Origin of the sequence: Streptomyces prasinopilosus, assembly GCF_001419695.1 — a bacterium.
GTDB classification, from domain to species: domain Bacteria; phylum Actinomycetota; class Actinomycetes; order Streptomycetales; family Streptomycetaceae; genus Streptomyces; species Streptomyces prasinopilosus.
Genome location: NZ_LIRG01000266.1, coordinates 1 through 22,381, shown reverse-complemented (window position 1 = coordinate 22,381; position 22,381 = coordinate 1). Strand labels below are relative to the sequence as shown.

Below are 22,381 nucleotides of genomic sequence, written 5' to 3'. Positions count from 1 at the left end.
GGGTCAGAGGGTGCGCAGGAAGCCGAGGAGGATCTCGTTGAAGACCTCGGGCCGTTCCATGCACGCGTAGTGTCCCGCCCCCTCGACGGTGGCGGAGCGGCCGTCGCGCACGCCGCGGACGAGGCGCTCGGCCGCCGCGGTCAGGTCGGCGGGTTCGAGTGAGCCGTTGACCGCGAGCACGGGCACGCCGATCGTGGGCACGCGGTCCCAGGTGCCGGTGACGGGGACGCGCCGGTCCTTCTCGTCCGGGGTGTGCTTGGAGATGGTGTGCAGGGCCATCTCCCGCAGCCGGCGCGGGATGTCCGGGCCGAGGGCGCCGAGGCCGCGGTGCTCGCCCGCCGCCGCCCGTACGAAGGCGTCCAGCCAGCCCTCGACGTCACCGGCGCCCAGCGTGCGGGCGAACTCGGCCTGGATCCCGCGGGTCCACGGATCGGTGTACTCGAACTCGCTGGTGGCCGCCCCGCAGACCACGACCGCGCGGACCAGGTCGGGGTGTTCGAGCACGGTGTCGGTCGCGATGGCGCCGCCCATCGAGACGCCGGCCAGGACCGCGGGCCCCGTGTCGAGGTGGCGCAGCAGGGCGGCGAGGTCGTCCGCCCAGCGGAAGGGTGCCGTGGCGTTGGCGGAGGAGCCGTGGCCGCGTACGTCGGGCGCGATCACCCGGTGGTGGGCGGCCAGAGCCGGGATCTGGTCCTCGAAGAGCCGGTGGTCGGTGAAGCCGGAGTGGAGGAGGACGACCGGGTCGCCCGTGCCGCTGTCGTGGTAGGCGAGGTCGCCGTCGGAGGAGGTGAAGTACCGGAGTTCCGAAACCGCATTCATGACAACCAAGGTGTCATCTTCGGCAAGGTTTGACAACCGAGGTGTCATGATGGAGGGATGAGCGACTCCGGGAACGACACCGCCGAGCCCCTTCCGCCCGATGCACTCGGCCCGCGCCTGATGGAGGTGTTCGACCTGGTCGGCCCGCTGTACCGCCGGGTGCAGCGCGCGGTCGAGCAGGGCGAGGCCGTCGAGGGCCTGTCCGTCGGGGTGCGCGCCGTGCTGGACCTGCTGCGCAAGCACGGCCCGATGACCGTGCCCCAGATGGGCCGCGCGCAGGCGATCAGCCGCCAGTTCGTGCAGCGCATGGTCAACGACGCCGCCGCGCGGGGCCTGGTGGAGAGCATCCCCAATCCCGCCCACCGGCGCTCCTCGCTGATCCGGCTCACCGAGGGGGGCCGGGCGGCGATCACCGCCGTCGTCGCCCGTGAGCACGCCGTGCTGCGGGAGGTCGGCGGGGACCTCACGGACGCCGACCTGCGCGCCTGCGTGCGCGTCCTCACCCGGATGCTGACGCTGTTCGACACCGTGGACGTGGACGGACCGCCGCCCCGGCCGGTACGGGCTACTCCCCCATGACCAGCCCGTCCTCCGCCGCGCCCCGGCTCAGCACCACGGTCCGGATCCGGTCGCGGACGGACCGGACCTCGGCGCCCTCCGCGAGGGCCCGGCCGAGGTCGACCACGCGGCCGGCGTCCACGTCGTAGAGCTGCGGGACGAACTCGGCCCCGGTCACCTCCCAGCGCCCGTCCGGGCGTCCGGGCGGGGTGAAGGTGAAGCGGCCCAGGGTGGACCGGTCGCCGCGGGGGTCCGGGGCGCCCTCGCGGCCGGCCGCCGCGCCGGGGACCTGGTCGCCCGTCCCGTAGATCACCCAGGTGTCGTTGATCTTCTCGTACGCCTGCGGGACGTGGGTGTGGGTGCCGAGGACCAGGTCGACGTCGGAGCGGCGGCCGGCGCGGGCCGCGGCGAGGGAGCGGGCGAGGGCGAGCTGCCGTTCGTCCGGGGCCTCCTGCCACTCGGTCCCCCAGCGCAGGGAGACCACCACCACGTCGGCGCCCGCCTTCCGGGCCGCGCGTGCGTCGGCGAGGATCCGGGTCTCGTCGGTGAGCCCGGCGGCCGGGGGTCCGCCGGGCGGGAGCGGGCCCGCGCCGTGGGTGTAGGCGAGGTGGGCGACCTCGGCGCCGCCCGCGCGCAGGACGGTCCCCGTGCGGAGCTCGCGCCCGGACCGGACCGCGCCGGTGTGCCGCAGGCCGGCCCGGTCGAGGGCGTCCAGGGTGCGGCGGCTGCCGTCGGTGCCGTCGTCCGGGGGGCGGCCGGAAGCGGTGGAGCAGCCGTCGTAGCCGGTGGCGGCGAGGGCCTGGGCGATCTCCGGCGGGAACGCGGAGCCGGTGCGGTCGCCGTCGGCGCCGTACGCGGTCTCCAGGTGGCACAGCGCCAGATCGGCGCCCGCGACGGCCGGCCGGGCGCCGGAGAGCATCGGTTCGAAGTCGTGGCCCGTGCCGCCCGCGTCGAAGCGGGCGCGGCCGAGGACCGAGTCGTGCGGCAGCACGCCCCCCGAGGCGACCAGGGTGAAGCCGCGCTCCCGCACGACCGGGGCCTGCGGATGGCCGGATTCCGGTGGGTGGTGCTCCCTGGACTGCCAGGCGGCGCCCGCGGCGAGGACGGCGGTGAGGGCCAGGGCCACCTGTCTACTGCGTGAGATCATCGCTTCACCCCGGTGTGCGGTATTCCACTGTCGTATTTGACGACAAGTAGATAAGAATCAGCTTCTGTGTCACCGGTGTTCCGACACGCGTTTTAGGCCGTCCGGCGTGCGCGGACCGTCGTCCGGACCGTTCGTCGAACCGTTCGCCGACGCGATCGACCGTCCGTCGCACGCCTGCGCGCGCTCCCTGTCCCCGAAGGGCGCCGTGGGTTGCCATACCGCCATGACGGCCGGAATGACACTCATGAACGGGACGACCGCCGAGCACGAACTCGCCGCCCTGCAACGCGAGCACGGCCGGCCCCTCTTCGCACTGCTGCTCCGGCTCTGCGACGGGGACCGGCAGCGCGCCGAGGACCTCGTCCAGGAGACGCTGGTGCGGGCCTGGCAGCACCCCGAGGCGCTGCGCGCCGACGACTTCGCCTCCGTGCGGCCCTGGCTGATGACCGTGGGCCGGCGGCTCGCCATCGACGCGCGGCGGGCCCGGCAGGCACGGCCGCCCGAGGTGGGCGACGCGGTGCTGGAGAACGCGCGGGTGACCTCCGACCACGCCGAGCGGGCCGCGGCGGCGCTCGACGTCCGCAAGGCCGTGAAGACGCTCACCCCGGAGCACCGGGAGGTCCTGGTGCTCGTGTACTTCCAGGGGGCGAGTGTGGCGGAGGCCGCGGCGGCCCTGGGGATACCGCCCGGCACCGTGAAGTCCCGCGCGTACTACGCGCTGCGCGCCCTGCGCCGGGTGCTCCCGGGATACGCCGCCGACCTGCGGTGAAACCGGCCGCCGGGTCAAACCTCCGTAAAGCGCCTTGCCGACGACCCCCGCGGGGTAATCGGCTGTCCTCATCCGTGCTGCGGACCGGGCCCGGGGTCGGGCGACGCGCACGTACCGGAGGAAGGCTGGAAGGGATGCCGCACAGAGGTCAAGAGAGCACCGACGGCGCGGGCGACGGCGAACCGGTCGTCCCCATGGCCTGGTTGTATGCCGAGTACATCGCCGACGAGCTGCTGCGCAGCGGCGACCTGATGCCGACGACGTCCTTCGAGTTCCGGGCCGGCCGGGACGCGTTGGCGCTGACCGTCTTCCTGTCCGACACGGAGGGCGAACTCTCCGGCATCCGGGTGATCACCCAGCTGGAGACCTGGCTGTCGCTGACCGCGTACGACCAGCCGTGGCAGGAGTGGGTGCAGGAACGCCTGGCGGACCCGGCCCCGGACGCCGCCGGCGCGGCCGTCCCCGGCCGGGCCACGACCGGGCCGGACCTGGAACTCGCCCGGTCGGCCTGGCGCTGGCTGCGGGAGACGGAGCTGCTCGCACCCGATCTGAACGCGGTGCCGGGAGGAGCCGCGGGGGCCGGGGAGGACGAGGCGCCGAAGGTGTGGACGCCCGCGTGGCAGCTCGGGCTGCCGCTCGGGCACCTCGCCATCCACCTTTTCTAGCCTTCCGGCGAACCGGACCAATCCGCGGGCCGGAGGGCTCCGAATCCTTTGGTCACGATTCGGCATGCGCCTTGAGTGAATCGACTGCCCGGTGCGTACCGGTGGGAGCAACGAGTAACCCCACCCACACCCAACGGTACGAGGATTCGGCATGAGGTCCCTGGAAAGGCATCGCGACGTCGGCGCGTACGCGCTCGGCGTGCTGGACGAGGCGGAGGCCTTCCGCTTCGAGGACCACCTCATGGAGTGCCCCAGCTGCGCTGCCCAGGTGACCGAATTCGGCGTGACGACACGGCAGTTGATGCTGTACCGGCGCTCCACACCGCCGCTGGCGCATCCGATGCCCGCACCGGGCCCGAGGATGCTCGACCGGCTGCTGTCCGAGGTCGCGGACCGCGACCGGGCGGTGCGCCGCCGGCTGCTGTTCGCGCTGGCGGCCTCGGTGGTGCTCGCGATGGGCACGCCGGCGCTCGCCCTGATGTCCTCGGGCGGCGGTGAGCGGGCCTCCGAGAGCATCGCGGCGGCCGACGAGCGGTCCGGGGTGTGGGCGGAGATCACGACGGCGGACGAGGACTGGGGCAGCCGGCTGGAGCTGAAGGTGAAGGACGGGGCGGGGCCCCGCGTCTGCCGGCTGGTGGTGGTCGGGCAGGACGGCTCCGAGGAGATCGTGACCAGCTGGCACGTGCCCCGTCACGACGCCCGCCCCAACACCATGACGGGCGGTTCCACCCTGCGCAGCGGGCAGGTCGAGCGCTACGAGCTGCGTTCCTCGGACGGCGAGCACCTGGTGACGCTGAAGCCCCGGTGACGGCGGGAGGCCCGGGCCGGCCCGCGGGGTGAGGCGTGCGGCAGGGGCGGTGCTCCGGCCCGGTCAGCGCTCCCCGCGTCCCGCGCCGCCGGGAGCGTGGCCGCGCTCCGCCGGGCCCGCCCCGTCCGCCTCGTGCGCCCGGTCCGCCGGTTCCGCGAAGGCGGAGGCCTTGGCCACCGAGAACTCGGACCACACGCACTTGCCGCCGCCGCGCGCCTCCACCCCCCACTCGTCCGCGAGCAGGTCGACGAGGAGCAGGCCTCGCCCCGAGACGCCCGACTCCCCCGCCTCGCGGCGGCGCGGCAGGGCGCTGGAGGAGTCCGCGACCTCCACGCGCAGCCGCCGCTCGCCGCCGGTGAGGACCCGGAGGGTGACGACGGCGGACCCCTCGGTGTGCATCAGGGCGTTGGTGATCAGCTCGTCGGCGACCAGTTCGATCTCGTCGGTGCGGTTGCCCGCGCCCCAGGCGCCGACCCCGGCACGGACCATGCGCCGGGCCTCGGTGAGGGCTTCGGGGTCGCCGGGCGCCACGTGCTGCTGGAGCCGGCCTCCCGCGCGCGGGCTGTCCGGCGGGCGGCGGCGCAGCAGGAGCAGCGCCACGTCGTCGTCCCCGCTGCGCTCCTCGGCCACGTCGATGAGCCGGCCGGCCAGCTCGCGTACGTCCTTGGGGCCGGTGGTGACGAGCGCGGAGAGGGTCTCGATGCCGTCGTCGAGGTCGGCGCCGGGCTCCTCGACCAGGCCGTCGGTGCACAGCAGCAGCACGTCGCCGGGATCGAGCTCCATCGTCCCGACCGGGTAGTGGAGCCGGTCGAACTCGGCGGACAGGCCGAGCGGCAGCCCGCCCTGCACGTGGACGCGGTGGCAGACGCCGTCGGCACGCCGGACGAGCGGGTCGATGTGGCCGGCCCGGACCACCTGGAGGACGCCGGTGGACAGGTCCGCCTCGGCGTACAGGCAGGTCGCGGAGCGGTCGGTGTCGAGTTCGTGCAGGAAGACGGAGGCGCGGGCCATCACGGTGGCCGGCGGGTGCCCCTCGGCGGCGTAGGCGCGCAGGACGATGCGCAGCTGGCCCATGACGGCGGCGGCATGGGTGTCGTGGCCCTGGACGTCGCCGATCACGGCGCCGACCCGGCCCCCGGGCAGCGGGATCAGGTCGTACCAGTCGCCGCCGATGTCCCGGCCGAGGCCGCTCCCGATACTGGCCGCGCGGTAGCGGACGGCGATGTCGGCGCCGGGCACGCTGGGGATGGTGCGGGGCAGCATGGCCTGCTGGAGTCCCTGCGCGAGGTCCATCTCCTGTTCGTAGAACATGGCCCGTTGCATGCTCTGCGCGATGCTGCTGCCCAGGGCGACGAGGAGGTTGCGCTCCCCGGGGGTGAAGCCGCGCCGGTTGTTGTAGAGCAGTCCCATGGCGCCGATGGGGCGGGTCTGGACGACGAGCGGCAGGTAGGCGGCCGAGGTGATGCGCAGGCCGGTGAGGTGCGGCCACAGCACCGGGTAGCGTTCGGCGAACTCCTCCGGCGACTCGATGAAGCGCGGGCTCAGGGTCCGTACGACCTCGCTCATCGGGTACTGCTCGTCGATCCGGGTGACGCGGGTGCCCGGGACGAAGCTGCCGACGGGCCCCTCGGCGACCAGCCTGATCCGGCCGGCCTCGACCAGGCCCATGACGAGGCTGGTGGCGCCCAGGAGGGTGAGGCCGTGGGTGTCCTTGACGACGTCGATGACGTCCTGCACGGTGCGGGCGTGGGCGAGGGCGGCCGTGACGAGCTGGACGATGTTGGTCTGCTCGCGCAGGGCGTCCGCCTGGGCCGCCGGGGTCCCCCTCACCTCGCTGTCGTCGAGTTCCCCCGTGACGTCCCGGACGACGCCGAGGATGTTGCGGGGCAGTCCGCTCCCGTCCCGGCTGATGTAGCCGTGGCTGTGGGTCCAGCGCAGGGTGCCGTCGCGGCGGCGGACCCGGAAGTACGTGCCGTAGGTCTCGCTGCCGTCCTTCAGGGCCTGTGAGACGGCGGTGTCCAGGCGCACGATCTCGGCGGGCGGGATCCGGGTCGCCAGTACGTCGGGGTGGCCGGCTTCGTCGGGGCGCAGGTCGAAGATGTCACGGGCCTGTGCGTCCATCAGCATCACCCGGGTGTCCAGGTTCCAGTCGAACCTGCCCATGCGGTTGAGCGCCAGGATCGGATCCGGGTGGTCCGGCCAGTCGTCCGGGAGTGACAGGGCGCTCGCTCCCCGATCAGCCATGGACCCACCTTGTCAGGGTTCATCCGATTCTTCGACCGGTGACGTTCCCGGGGTCTCCGGGACGGCCCGGGCCGCTGCGGGTACACGGGGAGTCACGGGAAGACGGCCGGCGCCGGCGGCCGCGGGACGGGCCGCCGGGCGTCCGGGGACGGACAGGGGGCGGGGAGGGAGCACACGGCCGTGGAGTGGTTCACCGCATCCGACTACTGGATGGGACGGCTGGTCTTCCAGCGGGCGCTGGCCGGGCTGTACCTGATCGCGTTCCTGGCGGCGGTGCTGCAGTTCCGTGCGCTGATCGGCGAGCGCGGGATGCTGCCGGTGCCCCGGTTCGTGGAGCGGACCCCCTTCGCGAGGGCGCCCGGTCTGTTCCAGCTGCACTACTCGGACCGGTTCTTCGCGGGCTGCGCCTGGACGGGCTGCGCGGTGTCGGCGGCGCTGCTCGCGGGCGTGGACTGCCTGCTCCCGCTGTGGGCGGGGATGCTGCTGTGGCTGGTGCCCTGGGTGCTGTACCTGTCGATCGTCAACGTCGGCCAGACCTGGTACGCCTTCGGCTGGGAGTCGCTGCTGCTCGAGGTCGGCTTCCTCGCGGTGTTCCTCGGCAACGACGAGGTGGCCCCGCCGGTCGTCGTGCTGTTCCTGCTGCGGTGGGTGCTGTTCCGGGTCGAGTTCGGCGCGGGCCTGATCAAGATGCGCGGCGACCCGTGCTGGCGCAGGCTCACCTGCCTGGACCACCACCACGAGACCCAGCCGATGCCGGGGCCGCTGAGCTGGTTCTTCCACCATCTGCCGAAGCCGCTGCACCGGGTCGAGGCGGCCGCGAACCATGTCACCCAGTTGGTCGTCCCGTTCCTGCTGTTCGCTCCGCAGCCGGTCGCCACGGCCGCCGCCACGCTGATGATCGCCACGCAGCTGTGGCTGGTGCTGTCGGGCAACTTCGCCTGGCTGAACTGGATCACGATCGTGCTGGCCCTGCCGGTGGTCGCGTTCCCCTCCGCTCCCCCCGACACGGCCGGCGCCCCGCTGTGGTACGTGGTCGTCGTCCTCGCGGTGTCCGCCCTGCTGCTCGCCCTCGGCTACCACCCCGTGCGCAACATGCTCTCCCGCCGCCAGGTGATGAACCGGTCCTTCGACCCGCTGCACCTGGTCAACACCTACGGGGCGTTCGGCAGCGTCAGCCGGATCCGGTACGAGGTGGTGATCGAGGGCACGGCGGACGGGACGCCCCGCAGGGCCGGGGACTGGCGGGAGTACGAGTTCCGGGGCAAGCCGGGGGATCCCCGGCGCTGGCCGCGTCAGTTCGCGCCGTACCACCTGCGGCTCGACTGGCTGATGTGGTTCGCCGCGCTGTCGCCGTCCTACGTCGGGCCGTGGTTCGGCGCGCTGGTGGAACGGCTCCTGGAGGGCGACCGCGACACGCTGCGGCTGCTGCGCCGCTCGCCCTTCCCGGCGGACGCGCCGCCCCGGTACGTCCGCGCCCGGCTGTTCCGCTACCGGTACACGACCTGGCGCGAGCTGCGGGAGACGGGGGCGTGCTGGGAGCGGACGTACGTGCGCGAGTACCTGCCGCCGACCCGGTCGGCGGGGGCGGCCGGCGGGCCGTAGCGGCGGGTGGCCGTGCCTCCCGCCGCCGCCGTCGTCCCACGGGGCGCGTACCCGCAGCGGCCGCGTGCCCGGAGCCGGGCCGGACGGCGGCACCGGACCGTGACGACGGTTCGGGCGGCGATCACGCGGGAGGGGACCGGGCTCAGTCGATGCTGGGCAGGATGTGGGGCTCGGCGAGGTCGTCCTCGTAGCCCGCCAGGCGGATCGGGGCCGAGCGGGCCCACACGTCGAGGCTGCCGAGCTGGCCCGCCGGGCGGCCCGCGCGCTCGGAACGTTCCTTGACGGGCTGGTCCACGTTGGTCTTCTCCGGTGTCACCGCGCACTCCTTATGTGTCGGTCACCCTCGGGACGTACCGCGCCGGTCCTGCCGCGCCCGCGTCGTACGTCCGCCCGGGCATGATGCGAAAGCCGTTCGGACGCGGTGGCGCCGGTTGATCGTAGGAGAGCAGGCCCTGGTGAAGTGGCGTGTCCCATGACGGACCGGTGGGTGTGGGTAGGACCCTTTGCTGCTGCCCGTCCGGCTCAGATTAACCAAATGAGCGGACCCCTGCTCGATGGGGCTGAAAACTCGCCGTAACGATCACATGTCGGACCGTGCTTCTTCACCTCTTATATGGCTCTAATTCCGGATCGGTGCCGCCGCATTGTTTACCCGATCGAACTACAAGGGGTTCACGTTTTCGAGAAGGCCGCGGGATCCCGGCGCAGTTCAGGTCCTGTTGGCCGGTCCGCAAGCTCGTCATGGTGGGCTGCCGTACGGCAAACGGCTGTCTCCCGGGAGGACCGGCGCATGGAACCGCGCAGTGTCGAGGAGCTGATGGACCTGCTGTACGCCTGCCGGGGCACCCTGGACGTCCCGGTTCCCGGCGGTGCCCCGGTCGACGCGTACGACCACGCGTTGCGCACCGCCGCACTGCTGCGCCGGCGACGACCCGCCGACAAGGAACTCCAGGTGGCGGGCCTGGTCCGGCCGGTCGGCCGGCTGCTGTGGCCGGGCGAGCCCGCCACGCGGGCCGACCGGACCGCGGACGCGGTGCGCGCGCTGCTCGGCGAGCGGGTGGCGGGGCTGGTCCGTCACCGGCCCCGGCACGGCCTCCGGGGCGAGGAGGAGGACCTCCTCGCCCTGCGCACGGCGGACGAGGAGGCCCGCGGTGCCTGCTTCGACGCGGGGGTCCTGGAGGACTGGCGCACCGTGCTGGAGCTGCTGGCGGCGCACAACTCCCGACTGGGCGCGGTGGAATGACTCCCCCGCCGCCGGCCGTCGCACGCCCGGATCACCACTTGCCGGGCGCGTAGTCCTTCAGGAAGACGCCGTACAGGTCCTCGCCCGCCTCGCCGCGCACGATGGGGTCGTAGACGCGGGCCGCGCCGTCGACCAGGTCCAGCGGGGCGTGGAAGCCGGCGTCCGCGAGGCGGATCTTGTCCGGGTGGGGACGCTCGTCGGTGATCCAGCCGGTGTCGACGGCCGTCATCAGGATGCGGTCGCTGTCGAACATCTCCTGGGCGCTGGTGCGGGTGAGCATGTTCAGCGCGGCCTTGGCCATGTTGGTGTGCGGGTGGCCCGCGCCCTTGTAGCCGCGGGCGAAGACGCCCTCCATGGCGGAGACGTTCACGATGTACGTCCGCTTCGCCGCCGCGGCCGCCATCGCCGGGCGCAGCCTGCTGATGAGCAGGAACGGCGCCGTGGAGTTGCAGAGCTGGACCTCGAGCAGTTCGACCGGGGTGACCTCCTCGACGGTCTGCACCCAGCTGTTGGTGTCGTGCAGGTCCGGGACCAGGCCGCCGGCGTCGATCGCGGTGCCGGCCGCGATCCGCTCCAGGGAGGCCGAGCCGGAGACCAGGGCCAGGCCGGTGACGTCGTGCGCGGTGAGCGCGCCGGATCCCGCGACCGGGAGTTCGGCCACCGCGCCGGAGTTGAAGCCGCCGATCACCTCGGCCGCGGGCAGTTCACCGGCGGGCAGCGGCGCGGACTCCGCGGCGACCAGCTCGCTGTAGGCCTGCGGGGAACGCCGTACGGTCTGTGCGGCGTTGTTGATCAGGATGTCCAGCGGACCGGCGGCGGCCACCGAGTCGGCGAGCGCGACGACCTGGGCCGGGTCGCGCAGGTCGATGCCGACGATCTTCAGCCGGTCGATCCACCGGTCGCTGTCGGGCTGGGCCTTGAAACGGCGGATCGCGTCGTTCGGGAAGCGGGTCGTGATCGTGGTGTGGGCGCCGTCGCGCAGCAGCCGCAGCGCGATGTACATGCCGATCTTGGCCCGGCCGCCGGTGAGCAGCGCGCGCCTGCCGGTGAGGTCGGTGCGGGCGTCCCGGCGGCTGCGGTTCTCCTCGGCGCACTTCTGGCAGAGCTGGTGGTAGAAGTAGTCGACCTCGACGTAGCGCTGCTTGCAGATGTAGCAGGAGCGGGGGCGCTGGAGTATCCCCGCGATCGTGCCCTCCTCGGTGCGGGACGAGGGCAGGATGCCTTCCGTCTCGTCGTCGATGCGCTCGGCGGACCCGGTGGCGGTGGCCTCGGTTACCGCCTTGTCGTGGGCGGTCTTGGCGGCCCGGCGCTCCTGGCGGCGGCGCTGCTTGACCGTGCGGTAGATGTGCGAGGTGGCGCGGCGGACCCTGATCGCGTCCGGGTGGTCGACGTCGAGCGTGTCGAGTTCCGCGAGCACGTCGAGGCACACGGCCAGCCGCTCCGGGTCGATGCCGGGCCCGTGGGCCACCACGCCCTCGTGCGCCACGGCGTCCCCGTGGACCATCGCGTCCGCGGCCCGGGGGCCGTCCTCTGTCACCGTCATCGCCGTTGCCGTTCCTGGTCTGCCGTGGCGGCGCTCCGGTCGCGCCCGCTGTCGAACGGGCGATTTTACGGAGCACCGGGCCGCAGCGCCAAACCCGTACCGGCCGGTGACCGGGGGCGCGCACGCTGGTGGGCGCCGGGACGGGCGGTCAGGGGTCGCAGACGGTGAGAAGTGTCTCCACCTCCTCGGTCACGGCGCCGGCGAGCCGGTCGAGATCGGGGACGGCGGTGCCGTCGGCGACCAGCCCGTAGTGGACGTGCCCGCGGTAGGTGGAGACGGCGACCGCCAGCGAGTGTCCGGGCGCGAGCGGCGCGAAGGGGAAGACCGCGCCGAGCGGGTCGCCGCCGAGCCGCAGCCCGAAGCCGGGCAGCGGCACGCTGGTGACCAGGACGTCGAACCAGAGCCGGGCCGCCTGGCCGACCAGGGGGCCGCCGAGCCGGTGGCCGAGCGGTGGGACGTGGTCGGCGAGCAGGGCGACGGCGCCCGCGCCCCGGTGCGGGCCGGCCTCCTTGTTGCGGTCCATGGCGGTGCGCACCAGGGCGAGGCGGGCGAGCGGTTCCGCCTCGCCGACCGGAAGTCTCATCAGGTAGCCGGAGAGCCGGTTGCCCTGGGGATGCGCGGTGCGCGGGCGGCGCCGGGAGACGGGGACGAGGGCGCGCGGGGCGACGCCCTCGCTGCCGTCGCCCCGCTCGTCGAGCCAGTGGCGCAGGGCGCCGGCGACGACCGCGATCAGCACGTCGTTGACGGTGCCGCCGACGCTCTTGCGGATCCGGTGCACGTCGTCGAGGTCGAGGACCACTCCCGCGGTGCGGCGGGTGCCGCTGGGTTCGCAGGTGAGGGCCGGCGAGGAGCGCACATCGAGGGTGGAACGGGCGACGGAGGCGCCGATGTCCAGGGCCCGGCCCGCGTCGGACAGGACTCCGCGGACGAGTCCGGGCACCTCGCGCACGTCGGGGAGCAGTCCGCGCGCGGGCGCGGCGGGGCGCTGCCGGGGGGCGGGCAGGTCCATCGGGTCCATCAGGGCCGCGGCGAGGGTGAGGGCCCGCAGCCCGTCGGCGAGGGCGTGGTGGAACTTGAACAGGACGGCGAAGGAGGCGCCGTCCTCCCCCGGCAGCACATGGGCCTCCCAGGGCGGCCGGGTGCGTTCCAGGGGACGCCCCATGAGCCGGCCCGCCGCCGTGTGGAAGTCGGCGGCGGGGGGGTGCAGCCGGACGTGGTTCAGGGGGTCGAAGCCGGGATCGGTCTCCCGTTCGGCGCCGCCGAAGACGAGCGGGAGGCGCAGGGCCGAGGCGAGCGGTCCGCGCAGCGCGGAGCCGAACGGCCGGCCGAGTGCGGAGTCGAGCGCGGCGGCGAGCGGGCCGCCCGGGCTCGGCGGGGAGGACGGGGAGGGACGGGCGGGCAGGGGTTGCCACACGTCGCGGATGCGCATGCGCAGTCCGGGAACGGCGGCGGCGCGGGCGGCGAGCAGATCCGCGGCGTGGGCGCTCCCGGCGGGCGAACGGGCCGAGAAGACCCCGAGGGCACCGAGGTGCATGGGGTGATCGGCGGACTCGATGTTCCAGAACGCCAGGTCGAGAGGAGCGAGCAGGTCTGCGTTCACGGGCTTGCCTCGCGTGGACGACGGGGTGGACCAGCAGTCAATCGCCCGCGACCGATTACGGTCAAGTACGATCCCGCCACACACAGTTAACATCAGATTACGTCTCCGCCCCTCCCGCGGTTCGGCGGGAGGGGCGGGACTCGAGGGCGGACGGGGTCACCGCCGCACGACCGGAACCTCCCGACTCCTCGTCAGAAGGCCCTGCTGGAGCGGCCTGTGGGCTGAGGTCCGGAGGGACGCCCGGGACGGGACCCGGAGCGGTCCCCGGGGCGGCGAACACCACCCGGACGGGCGCGGGCCGCCGGAGGACCCGCTCACCGCGCGGCGCCCGCTGCCGGGCACCCCGCGGGCCTCGCCCGGGACGCGTCCCGGATCAGGGCGTCGTGGGCGGCCTTCACCCGGGCGGCGTCCGGCTTCAGCACGCGCCGGTCGTAGGTGAGCAGGCCGTTCAGTTCGCCCTCCACGTCCGAGATCTGCGTGTACACGGCGCCGTTGCTGCCCCGGCAGACCAGGGCCCGCACCTCGTCGAGCTTGGTGAGGTAGTCCTCGGTGTAGGTCTCCGGATCGACGTCGACGTACGACTGCTGGACCGCCCAGGCGTGGCCGGGCACCGCGAGGCCGAGGCCGCCGTACTCGCCGGTGACCAGGGCGCGCCGTCCGTCCGGGCGCGGCGGGAGCGCGGGGCTGGGATAGCCGTGCTCGTCCATGATGTCGCCGGCGTCGCCGTCGGCACCGAGGTTGAGCCCCGACTGGTTGTTGACCAGGCGTGACGGGTCCCAGGCCTTGGCCTGCTCGGCGACGCGGCCGACGTCGTACTGGCCCCAGCCCTCGTTGAAGGTGACCCACATGACGACGGACGGGCTGCTGACGTGCTCGTCGATCATCTGCTTCATCTCGCGCTCGTAGCGGGCGCGGGACGAGGCGTCGGGGTTCACTCCGGCCCTCATGGACGGCATGTCCTGCCACACCATCAGACCCAGCCGGTCCGCGTGGTAGAACCAGCGGTCCGGCTCGACCTTGATGTGCTTGCGCACGGAGTTGAACCCGAGTTCCTTGTGCACGCGCAGGTCGTACGCGAGGGCCTCGTCGGTGGGCGCGGTGTGCAGGCCGTCGGGCCAGAAGCCCTGGTCGAGGGTGGCCATCAGGAAGACCGGTTCGCCGTTGAGGACCGTGCGCGGCACGCCGTCGACCTCCTCGACGGCGATCGAGCGCATCCCGAAGTAACTGCCGACGCGGTCGGCGCCGACGGTCACCTCCAGCCGGTACAGGAAGGGGTCGTCGGGCGACCACAGCCGCGGGTCCGTGATCCGCAGGTCCAGCGGCTGCCCGGTGCGGCCGGTCGCCGAGGCGACCTTGCGCCGTCCGTCGTACGCGGTCGCCCTGACGGGGATGCCGTCCCGGACGCCCTTCGCCTCCACGGTGAGCCGTTCGCCGGGTACGTCGGGCACCAGTTTCAGGGAGTCGACGTGGTCCCGGGCGACCGGTTCCATCCAGACCGTCTGCCAGATGCCCGAGCTGGGCGTGTACCAGATCCCGCTGGGGTCCAGGCGCTGCTTGCCGAGCGGCGGGTTCTCGCCGCCGGCCGCGTCGGTGGGGTCGTACACGCCGACGATGAGTTCCTGGGTGCGACCGGGCTTCAGCGCGTCGGTGACGTCGGCGCCGAACTTGTCGTACCCGCCCTCGTGGGTGGCGACCTTCGTGCCGTTGACGTACACCTCGGACCGCCAGTCGACGGCGCCGAAGTTCAGCCGCAGCCGCTTGCCGGAGCCGATGCGCCAGTCGCGGGGGACGGTGAAGGTGCGGCGGTACCACATGCGGTCCTCGTGCCGCTGGATGCCGGAGAGCCGGGACTCCACCGGGTACGGGACGAGGATGCGCTCCTTCAGCGTCTTCCCGACGGGCGGCCGTTCGCCCTCCTCGGCGGCGGCGAACTGCCACTGCCCGTTGAGGTTGCGCCACTGGTCCCGGGTGAGCTGGGGGCGCGGGTACTCGGGGAGGGCGTTGTCCGGGCCCACCTCGTCGGCCCACCGGGTGGTCAGTTCGTGGGTGGAGCGGTTGGGTCCGCTGCTCATGAACGCGTCGATCCGGTCGCCGCCTGCGGTGGTCAGGCCGCCCTGCCCGTCGTAGCGGACGTCGGCGGTGCCGCGGGCGGTGCCGGTCCTGTTGCCCACGACCGGTTCGCCGAGGGTGACGAGCAGGGCCCTGGGGTCGGCCGGGTCGCGTTCGGCGCCGGTCAGCGGCCAGCGCGCACCGCCGATGACCGCGTCGACGTGGTCGGTGAGTCCGGCCGGGGGTGCGGCGAGCGGGCGCGGGAAGTCGAGTTTCAGGGTGCGTCCGGAGCCGAGGACGGTGGCGGCGAGGGCGCCGTCGTAGTCGAAGCCGTCCGGCAGGCGGAACGCGGACTGCGGCACGGCCTCCTTGGTGCCGCCGGGCTCGGTCCAGCGCAGGTGGAGGTTGGAGCCGCCGTAGTGCTCGAAGTACTCGACCTTGATGTCGTGGGCCTTGCCGGCGGTCAGTTCGACCGGTTCGGCGGTCTGCTCGCGGTCCCAGTCGTCGACCCAGTGGTCGATGGCGAGCCTGCCGTCGATCCACAGCCGGAAGCCGTTGTCGCCGGTGATCGAGAAGGTGTGCGCGCCGGTCTTCTCCGGCACGATCTTCCCGGTCCAGCGGACGCTGACGTCGTCCGACCGGCCGGTGGTGAAGTTCAGCCGCGGCTCCAGGTTGTCGAAGTCGAGGTGCGGGTCGAAGGCGGTGGCCTTGAGCTCGTGGAAGTCGAAGGCGCCGGGGGCGGAGTGCGTGTAGTACTCGCCCTTCAGTCCGCGGACGTCCACCGGGTCGTCCTCGGCCGCGGTCGCGGCCCCGCCGGCCGCGGTGAGCCCCGCGGCTCCCAGGGCGGCGGCCAGGAACAGGGCCACACGGTCTGTGAGTCGTCTGATGCGCACGGATCCTCCGTCTGTGAGGAAGGTGACGGCTCTCTGCTCAGTGCTCGTTCTCGGTGCTCGTGGTCGGTGCTCGGTGCCACTGTTCGCGTGCTGTTCTCTGTTGTGTTCTGTGCGTTGCGCTCGGCTGTACAACGTTGTCACGAACAGCACTTGGCATAACAGCACGGATTCCATTCTTCGTCCAGGGACATGACAAAGGCCCCGGTGGTCGCACCGACCGGAGCCCGTCCCTTGCGCACCACGTCGCCCGCCTCCCACGGCCGGGGGCGGGCGCTACGGCACCCTCTGCCCCTTGCCGAGGACGATCACTCCCTCCCGGGACACCGTGTACAGCTCCGCGTCCCGCTCCGGGTTGACGCCGATGGCCGCGCCGGGCGGCACCTCCACGTTCTTGTCCAGGACGGCACCGCGCACCACCGCGCCCCGCCCGATGTGGACGTTGTCGTGCAGCACCGAGCCCTGGACCACGGCCCCCGGGTCGATCACCACGCCTGGTGACAGCACGGACCGGGTGACCTGGCCGCGGATCAGGCAGCCGGCGCTGATGATGGACTCGCTCGCCATGCCGCCGGCGTTGAACCGGGCCGGCGAGAGCTGGCCGGAGTGGGTGTAGACCGGCCACTGGCGGTTGTAGAGGTTGAAGGCGGGGCGCTCGGCGATCAGGTCCATGTGCGCCTCGTAGTAGGCGTCCAGGGTGCCGACGTCCCGCCAGTAGCCCTGGTCGCGGCTGGTCTCGCCGGGCACGTGGTTGGTGCTGAAGTCGTAGAGGCAGGCCTCGCCCCGGTCGGTGAGCTGCGGCAGGATCGAGCCGCCCATGTCGTGCACCGAGTCCTCGTCCTCGGCGTCCCGCTGGAGCGCCTCGATCAGGGCCTTGGTGGTGAAGATGTAGTTGCCCATGGAGGCGAACACGCATTCGGGGTCGTCGGGGAGGCCGGGCGGGTCGGCGGGCTTCTCCAGGAAGCCCCGCACCGTCCGGCCGTCCGGGCCCGGGGTGATCACGCCGAAGGCCGCGGACTCCGAGCGCGGCACCCTGATCCCGGCGACCGTGACGCCGGCGCCGCTCTCGATGTGCTGGGCGAGCATCTGGCGCGGGTCCATGCGGTACACGTGGTCGGCGCCGAACACCACCACGTGGTCGGGCTGTTCGTCGTGGATCAGGTTCAGCGACTGCAGGATGGCGTCCGCGCTGCCCAGGTACCAGTGCGGGCCGAGCCGCTGCTGGGCCGGGACGGGGGTGACGTAGTTGCCGAGCAGGCTGGACATGCGCCAGGTGGTGGTGATGTGCCGGTCCAGCGAGTGCGACTTGTACTGCGTCAGCACGCAGATCCGCTTGATGTCGCCGTTGACGAGGTTGGACAGGACGAAGTCGACCAGGCGGTACGTGCCGCCGAAGGTGACCGCCGGTTTGGCGCGGTCCGCCGTGAGGGGCATGAGGCGCTTGCCCTCGCCGCCCGCCAGCACGATCCCCAGGACCGAAGGACCTCCACGACGCATGGCCGCTCCCCTCACGCCGGTTTTCCCCATCCCTGCCCCGGGCGGGGAGGACTAAGCCTGTGCGCGGACCTCCGCACGGGGCGCGACCGTGCGGCGGGCCACCGCTTCGGAGTGCCCGGGAAGCACGGGGTGATGCCACCCCGGCGGCTTCCCCTAGGGGAAGCCGCCGGGGTCCGGGGCCCCCGGGTACCCACCCAGGGGATGACGGGGGCGTCCTCGTACTCCATCGGCAGTAGGACTCATCGGGTGCTCGGGGACGACGACGGGAAGAGCGGGACACGGCATCGTGTTGTCCATGAAAGCCGACCGTTCGCCGCACCGGGGCCGTCGTCCCGGCCTCCCGCGGAGGAGCCTTTGATGAGCGCCCTCGCGTTGTCCGTGCTGTTGTCGTTCGTCTCCGCCGTGGCGTACGCGGGCGGGGCGATCGTGCAGGAGCGGGTCGCGGCGTCCTCCCCCGGCGAGCGGTACGCGCCGCTGCGCCGGCCGGGCTGGTGGGCGGCGGTCGCGCTGAACGGCCTCGGCGGTCTGCTGCACGTGGTGGCGCTCGCCTGCGGCCCGCTGAGTCTGGTCCAGCCGCTGGGCGCGCTGACGATCGTGTTCGCGCTGCCGATGGCGGCGCTGTTCGTCGGCCGCAGGGCGGGGGCGACGGCCTGGCGCGGCGCTCTCATGGCGACCGCCGGACTCGCCGGTCTGCTGTCCCTGGTCGGCGCGTCCGGCTCCCAGTCCCTCGGCACCGCCCAGCGGGTGGCGGCGACGGCGGCCACGGCCGTCGCGGTCGTCGCCCTGATGGCCGCGGCCCGCACCGTGCGGCGGCATCCGGCGGTGCGCGGCATCCTGCTCGCCGTCGCCTCCGGTGTCGCCTTCGGCATGTCGTCCGTCTTCACGAAGACCGTGGCGGTGGACTGGACCGGCGGTGTCTCGACGGGGGACGTGCCGTCCCTCGCGGTGATCGGCGTGCTGGCCACGGCCGGGCTGCTGCTCTCCCAGGCCTCCTACCGGGGTGCCGGACTCGCGGCCCCGCTGGCCACGCTGACGGTGGTGAACCCGGTGGTCGCGGCGGCGGTCGGCATCACGATGTTCGGCGAGACCTTCCGCTACGGCACGACCGGCACGGTGCTCGCGCTGGGCTGTGGTGTGGTGGCGGCCGGTGGCCTGATCCTGCTGACGACGGAGCGGCTGGCGCGCGAGCAGCCGCAGCACACGGAGGGCCTCGGCGCGGGATCCCCGGACTTCCCGGTGGCACCGGCCGGCCCGGTCGCTCCCCCGGCCGTCCCGGTTCTCCCGGAGGTGCCGGCCCCGATGCCCGGAGCGGTGTCCGCCGGGCGGTCCCCGGAGGCGGGGGGCGCCGCGGGGTTCGTGGGGGCCGACGCGGGTGCGTTGTCCGATTGCGTCGAGCGGCTGCTGCGTTCCGAGTTCGCCCGGGACGCACGCGTACGGGTGCCGGCGCCGGCCTCCGCGGTCTCGGCCCCGGAAGCCGGGGGCGGGCCCGCGGAGCCGTCGCCGCCGGTGCCGGTGTGCGCGCCCTTCCACGGCGGCTCGTACGTCCCGGTGCCCGCATCGGACCGGCACCGCGTGCGCGTCACATCCTGACGCCGCCCGCCCTCAGGTAGGCGACCGGGTCGATGTCGGATCCGAAACCGGGTCCCGTCCGCACCTCGAAGTGCAGGTGGGGACCCGAGCTGTTGCCCGTGGAACCGGACCGGCCGAGGCGCTGGCCCGCGGCGACCGACTGGCCGCCCCGCACCGAGATCGCCGACAGGTGGGCGTACTGGCTGTAGCGGCCGTCGGTGTGCCGGACCACCACCTGGTAGCCGAACGAACCCTCCCAGCCGGCGCTGACGACGGTGCCCGGCGCGACCGACTTCACGGACGTGCCGGTGGGCACGGGGAAGTCGACGCCGGTGTGGTAGCCCTTCGACCAGGAGGAACCGGCCTTGTGGTACGGGGTGCCCAGGGGGGCGGCGACCGGCGCCACGCGCGTGCCGCTCTTCTGGGTGGCGCGGTCCGCCCGTTCCCCGGTGCGCTGCGAGGGCGCCTTCTTCTCCGGCGCCTTCTTCTCCGGCGCCTTCTTCTCCGGCGCCTTCTTCTCCGGCGCCTTCCTCTCGGGCGCCTTCGTCCTGGGCTTCTCGGTCCCGGGCTTCTTGGTCTTCTTGTTCTCGGGGGCCGTGTCCGCGGGCTTCGGGGCGGGACGGGCCGGGGCGGCCCTCCCGCCGGGCAGGGTGAGCCGCTGACCGGGCAGGATCAGGTCGGGGTCGGCGCCGACGGTCGCGCTGTTCGCGTCGTACAGACCGCGCCAGCCGCCGCGTACCCGTTCCTCCTCCGCGATGCCGGAGAGGGTGTCGCCGTGGAGCACGATGTACATCTCGGCGCGGCCCGCCCGGGACTGGGGCGTCTTCTGCGGTTCGACGTCCTTGACGGTGGTGGTGCCGGCGCCGCTCCCGCCACCGGTCTTCGCGCCCGGTCCGGTGTCCCTCCCGGTGTCCTTCTTCGCTCCGGTCCCGGTCCCGGTGCCGCCGGCCGGGCGGATGTCGGGGGTCTCGCCGCCCCGGGCCAGTCCGGCCCGCTGCGAGCACACCGGCCAGGCGCCGGGTCCCTGGCCCTCCAGGACCTTCTCGGCGATGGCGATCTGCTGGTCCTTGGTGGCCAGGTCCGCGCGCGGCGCGTACCGGGTGCCGCCGAAGGCCTCCCAGGTGGACTGGGTGAACTGGAGTCCGCCGTAGTAGCCGTTGCCCGTGTTGATGTCCCAGTCGTCGCTGGACTCGCACGCGGCGACCTTGTCCCAGGTGTCCACGTCCGCCGCCTCGGCGACGCCGGTACCCAGGAGGGGGAGCGCCATTCCGGCACCACCCGCGGTGACGGTGAGTGAGGCGCGGTTGATCCTGTTGGGCTGATACCGGCGGTGCCGGCCGCGCACGGCCATGGAGTCTCCCTCGACAATGCGTCAGAAGTGGCCAAAGTAAGCGGGGCGAACCGGCCGTGACAAGACGGCTATCAGCCGCGCGGACGCGCCGACTGGCCGGTACTTTTCTTCCGTTGCGCCCTACTTGGCGCCGTCGCGCGGCATGCTTCCGGCCGGGCGCGGCGCGTACGCGGGGCGCGTGCCCGTGTGCCGGGCGGCCCGGATGAGTACGGAGGGGGTCCCCGCCCGTATGTGGCGGCGGGATGTCGTACGACCCGCGCGTGCGGACGCGGTTGCGGCACGTCAGGATGGTCGGGATGCCCGCCGGCGGGACTGGCGGCAGCGACCGGCAGCACCGACAATCCCGGCAGTACCGATACCAAGGTCACTAGGAGCCAACCCAATGAGCAGTTCAGCGCAGATCGGCGTCACGGGTCTCGCGGTCATGGGCCGCAACCTCGCGCGCAACTTCGCCCGCAACGGCTACACGGTCGCGGTGCACAACCGCACGGGGGCGCGCACGCACGCGCTGGTGGAGGAGTTCGGGCACGAGGGCGGCTTCGTGGCGGCCGAGACGGCGAAGGAGTTCGTGGCGGCGCTGGAGCGTCCGCGGCGGCTGGTCGTCATGGTGAAGGCCGGCGAGCCGACGGACGCGGTGATCGAGGAGTTCGCGCCGCTGCTGGAGCCCGGCGACATGATCATCGACGGTGGCAACGCCCACTTCGCCGACACCCGCCGACGGGAGAAGGCCCTGCGGGAGCAGGGGATCCACTTCGTCGGCATGGGCGTCTCCGGCGGCGAGGAGGGCGCACTGAACGGCCCGAGCATCATGCCGGGCGGCCCGAAGGAGTCGTACGACTCGCTCGGCCCGATGCTGGAGAAGATCTCCGCCAAGGCGGCCGACGGCACGCCCTGCGTGTCGCACGTGGGTCCGGACGGTGCCGGGCACTTCGTGAAGATGGTGCACAACGGCATCGAGTACGCCGACATGCAGCTGATCGGTGAGGCGTACCAGCTCCTGCGCGACGTCGCCGGGTACGAGCCCGCGCGGATCGCGGACATCTTCCGCACCTGGAACACCGGCCGGCTGGACTCGTACCTGATCGAGATCACCGCCGAGGTGCTCTCCCACGTGGACGCCGCCACGGGCAAGCCGTTCGTCGACGTGGTGGTCGACCAGGCGGAGCAGAAGGGCACGGGGCGCTGGACCGTGCAGATCGCCCTCGACCTGGGGGTGCCGGTGTCGGGCATCGCGGAGGCGGTGTTCGCGCGCTCGCTGTCCGGTCACGCGGCGCTGCGGGAGGCCTCGCGGGGCCTCGCCGGCCCGAAGGCCGCGCCGCTGGGCGAGGCGGAGGCCGCGGCGTTCGCGGACCGGGTGGAGCAGGCGCTGTACGCGTCGAAGATCGTGTCGTACACGCAGGGCTTCCACGAGATCGCCGCGGGCAGCGAGGAGTACGGCTGGGACATCGACCTCGGCGCGGTCTCCGCGCTCTGGCGCGGCGGGTGCATCATCCGGGCGGCCTTCCTGGACCGCATCCGCGCCGCCTACGACGCCCGTCCCGACCTGCCGAGCCTGCTGTCGGACGAGACGTTCGCGCGGGAGATCGCCGAGGCGCAGGACGACTGGCGCGAGGTGCTGATCGCCGCGACCCGCCAGGGCGTGCCGACCCCCGGCTTCGCCGCGGCGCTCGCCTACTACGACGCCCTGCGCGCGGAGCGCCTGCCGGCCGCCCTCACCCAGGGGCAGCGGGACTACTTCGGGGCGCACACCTACCGGCGCACGGACCGCGACGGCTCGTTCCACACCCTGTGGGGGGACGACCGCAGCGAGGTCACGGCGTAGCGGGAGAGAGCGACGGGGCCCGTTAGCCATGGCCGGCGGGCCCCCGCGGTGACGGCACGGGGCGGTGGACGACTTCACGGTCGTCCACCGCCCCGTGGCCGTCGGTCCCGGCGCGCTGTCGCGCGGCTCGCGCGCCCCGGCTGCCGGTCGGGTGCCGGTCAGGTGAGCGGCGGGCCGGGTTCCGGGTTCGGCACCGGTTCGGGGC

At 73.3% G+C, this 22,381-nt stretch carries 17 protein-coding genes; 8 read left to right on the top strand and 9 right to left on the bottom strand.

Features of this window, described 5'->3' with window-relative positions; genetic code table 11:
• Window positions 1–3: 3 nt before the first annotated feature.
• The gene (locus AOK18_RS12550) at window positions 4–819 is read right to left on the bottom strand and encodes an alpha/beta fold hydrolase (protein ID WP_055573210.1); all 816 of its coding nucleotides are present in this window, start codon (window positions 817–819) and stop codon (window positions 4–6) included.
• Window positions 820–876: 57 nt separating this feature from the next.
• Here AOK18_RS12550 and AOK18_RS12545 point away from each other — a divergent pair, with 57 nt between their 5' ends.
• Window positions 877–1,398, top strand: a complete 522-nt coding sequence (locus AOK18_RS12545) for a MarR family winged helix-turn-helix transcriptional regulator (protein WP_055573211.1) — start codon at window positions 877–879, stop codon at window positions 1,396–1,398.
• Here AOK18_RS12545 and AOK18_RS12540 read toward each other — a convergent pair.
• Complete coding sequence (locus AOK18_RS12540; protein ID WP_055694388.1) at window positions 1,385–2,524, bottom strand: CapA family protein; 1,140 nt, start codon at window positions 2,522–2,524, stop codon at window positions 1,385–1,387. The genes AOK18_RS12545 and AOK18_RS12540 overlap by 14 nt on opposite strands.
• Before the next feature lie 223 nt (window positions 2,525–2,747).
• Here AOK18_RS12540 and AOK18_RS12535 point away from each other — a divergent pair, with 223 nt between their 5' ends.
• From AOK18_RS12535 to AOK18_RS12525, 3 genes are all read left to right on the top strand, one after another.
• Entirely contained in the window at window positions 2,748–3,293 is a 546-nt protein-coding gene (locus AOK18_RS12535) for a sigma-70 family RNA polymerase sigma factor (RefSeq protein WP_055573219.1), read from the top strand.
• A gap of 134 nt (window positions 3,294–3,427) precedes the next feature.
• Window positions 3,428–3,958: a hypothetical protein gene (locus AOK18_RS12530; RefSeq protein ID WP_055573213.1), complete on the top strand. Its 531-nt coding sequence runs from the start codon at window positions 3,428–3,430 to the stop codon at window positions 3,956–3,958.
• Between the two features lie 151 nt (window positions 3,959–4,109).
• Window positions 4,110–4,766: a zf-HC2 domain-containing protein gene (locus AOK18_RS12525; RefSeq protein ID WP_055694387.1), complete on the top strand. Its 657-nt coding sequence runs from the start codon at window positions 4,110–4,112 to the stop codon at window positions 4,764–4,766.
• A 63-nt stretch (window positions 4,767–4,829) separates the two neighbouring features.
• Here AOK18_RS12525 and AOK18_RS12520 read toward each other — a convergent pair whose 3' ends face one another.
• Entirely contained in the window at window positions 4,830–7,010 is a 2,181-nt protein-coding gene (locus AOK18_RS12520) for a SpoIIE family protein phosphatase (protein ID WP_074995498.1), read from the bottom strand.
• A gap of 180 nt (window positions 7,011–7,190) precedes the next feature.
• On the opposite strand from AOK18_RS12520, the gene AOK18_RS12515 reads away from it, so the two are divergent.
• Window positions 7,191–8,612, top strand: coding sequence for a lipase maturation factor family protein (locus AOK18_RS12515; RefSeq protein ID WP_055694386.1), 1,422 nt, complete (start codon window positions 7,191–7,193; stop codon window positions 8,610–8,612).
• A gap of 142 nt (window positions 8,613–8,754) precedes the next feature.
• Here AOK18_RS12515 and AOK18_RS32510 read toward each other — a convergent pair whose 3' ends face one another.
• Window positions 8,755–8,928 (bottom strand): hypothetical protein, encoded by a 174-nt coding sequence (locus AOK18_RS32510; RefSeq protein ID WP_107099660.1) that lies wholly within the window; start codon window positions 8,926–8,928, stop codon window positions 8,755–8,757.
• A gap of 474 nt (window positions 8,929–9,402) precedes the next feature.
• Between AOK18_RS32510 and AOK18_RS12510 the strand changes: the two genes are divergently transcribed.
• Window positions 9,403–9,855 carry a hypothetical protein gene (locus AOK18_RS12510; RefSeq protein WP_055573216.1) on the top strand — a complete coding sequence of 151 codons (453 nt, stop codon included), beginning with the start codon at window positions 9,403–9,405 and terminating at the stop codon, window positions 9,853–9,855.
• 31 nt (window positions 9,856–9,886) lie between these two features.
• Here the strand turns inward: AOK18_RS12510 and AOK18_RS12505 are convergent, their stop codons facing one another.
• The 4 genes from AOK18_RS12505 to glgC form a co-directional block, all read right to left on the bottom strand.
• Window positions 9,887–11,398: an SDR family NAD(P)-dependent oxidoreductase gene (locus tag AOK18_RS12505; RefSeq protein ID WP_240503158.1), complete on the bottom strand. Its 1,512-nt coding sequence runs from the start codon at window positions 11,396–11,398 to the stop codon at window positions 9,887–9,889.
• 148 nt (window positions 11,399–11,546) lie between these two features.
• The gene (locus AOK18_RS12500) at window positions 11,547–12,998 is read right to left on the bottom strand and encodes a wax ester/triacylglycerol synthase family O-acyltransferase (protein ID WP_055694385.1); all 1,452 of its coding nucleotides are present in this window, start codon (window positions 12,996–12,998) and stop codon (window positions 11,547–11,549) included.
• Between the two features lie 314 nt (window positions 12,999–13,312).
• On the bottom strand, window positions 13,313–15,940 hold the full coding sequence (locus AOK18_RS12495; protein ID WP_055694384.1) for a glycoside hydrolase family 2: 2,628 nt from the start codon (window positions 15,938–15,940) through the stop codon (window positions 13,313–13,315).
• Between the two features lie 273 nt (window positions 15,941–16,213).
• Window positions 16,214–17,434, bottom strand: a complete 1,221-nt coding sequence (gene glgC / locus AOK18_RS12490) for a glucose-1-phosphate adenylyltransferase (protein ID WP_055694383.1) — start codon at window positions 17,432–17,434, stop codon at window positions 16,214–16,216.
• Window positions 17,435–17,791: 357 nt separating this feature from the next.
• Here glgC and AOK18_RS12485 point away from each other — a divergent pair, with 357 nt between their 5' ends.
• Window positions 17,792–19,024 carry a DMT family transporter gene (locus AOK18_RS12485; RefSeq protein WP_055572960.1) on the top strand — a complete coding sequence of 411 codons (1,233 nt, stop codon included), beginning with the start codon at window positions 17,792–17,794 and terminating at the stop codon, window positions 19,022–19,024.
• Here AOK18_RS12485 and AOK18_RS35550 read toward each other — a convergent pair.
• On the bottom strand, window positions 19,014–20,354 hold the full coding sequence (locus tag AOK18_RS35550; protein ID WP_055694382.1) for a transglycosylase family protein: 1,341 nt from the start codon (window positions 20,352–20,354) through the stop codon (window positions 19,014–19,016). The two genes, AOK18_RS12485 and AOK18_RS35550, sit on opposite strands and share 11 nt — an antisense overlap.
• Window positions 20,355–20,736: 382 nt before the next feature.
• Between AOK18_RS35550 and gndA the strand changes: the two genes are divergently transcribed.
• A complete protein-coding gene (gndA, locus tag AOK18_RS12475; RefSeq protein ID WP_055694381.1) occupies window positions 20,737–22,176 on the top strand; it encodes an NADP-dependent phosphogluconate dehydrogenase in 1,440 nt (479 codons plus the stop codon).
• Window positions 22,177–22,381 lie beyond the last annotated feature (205 nt).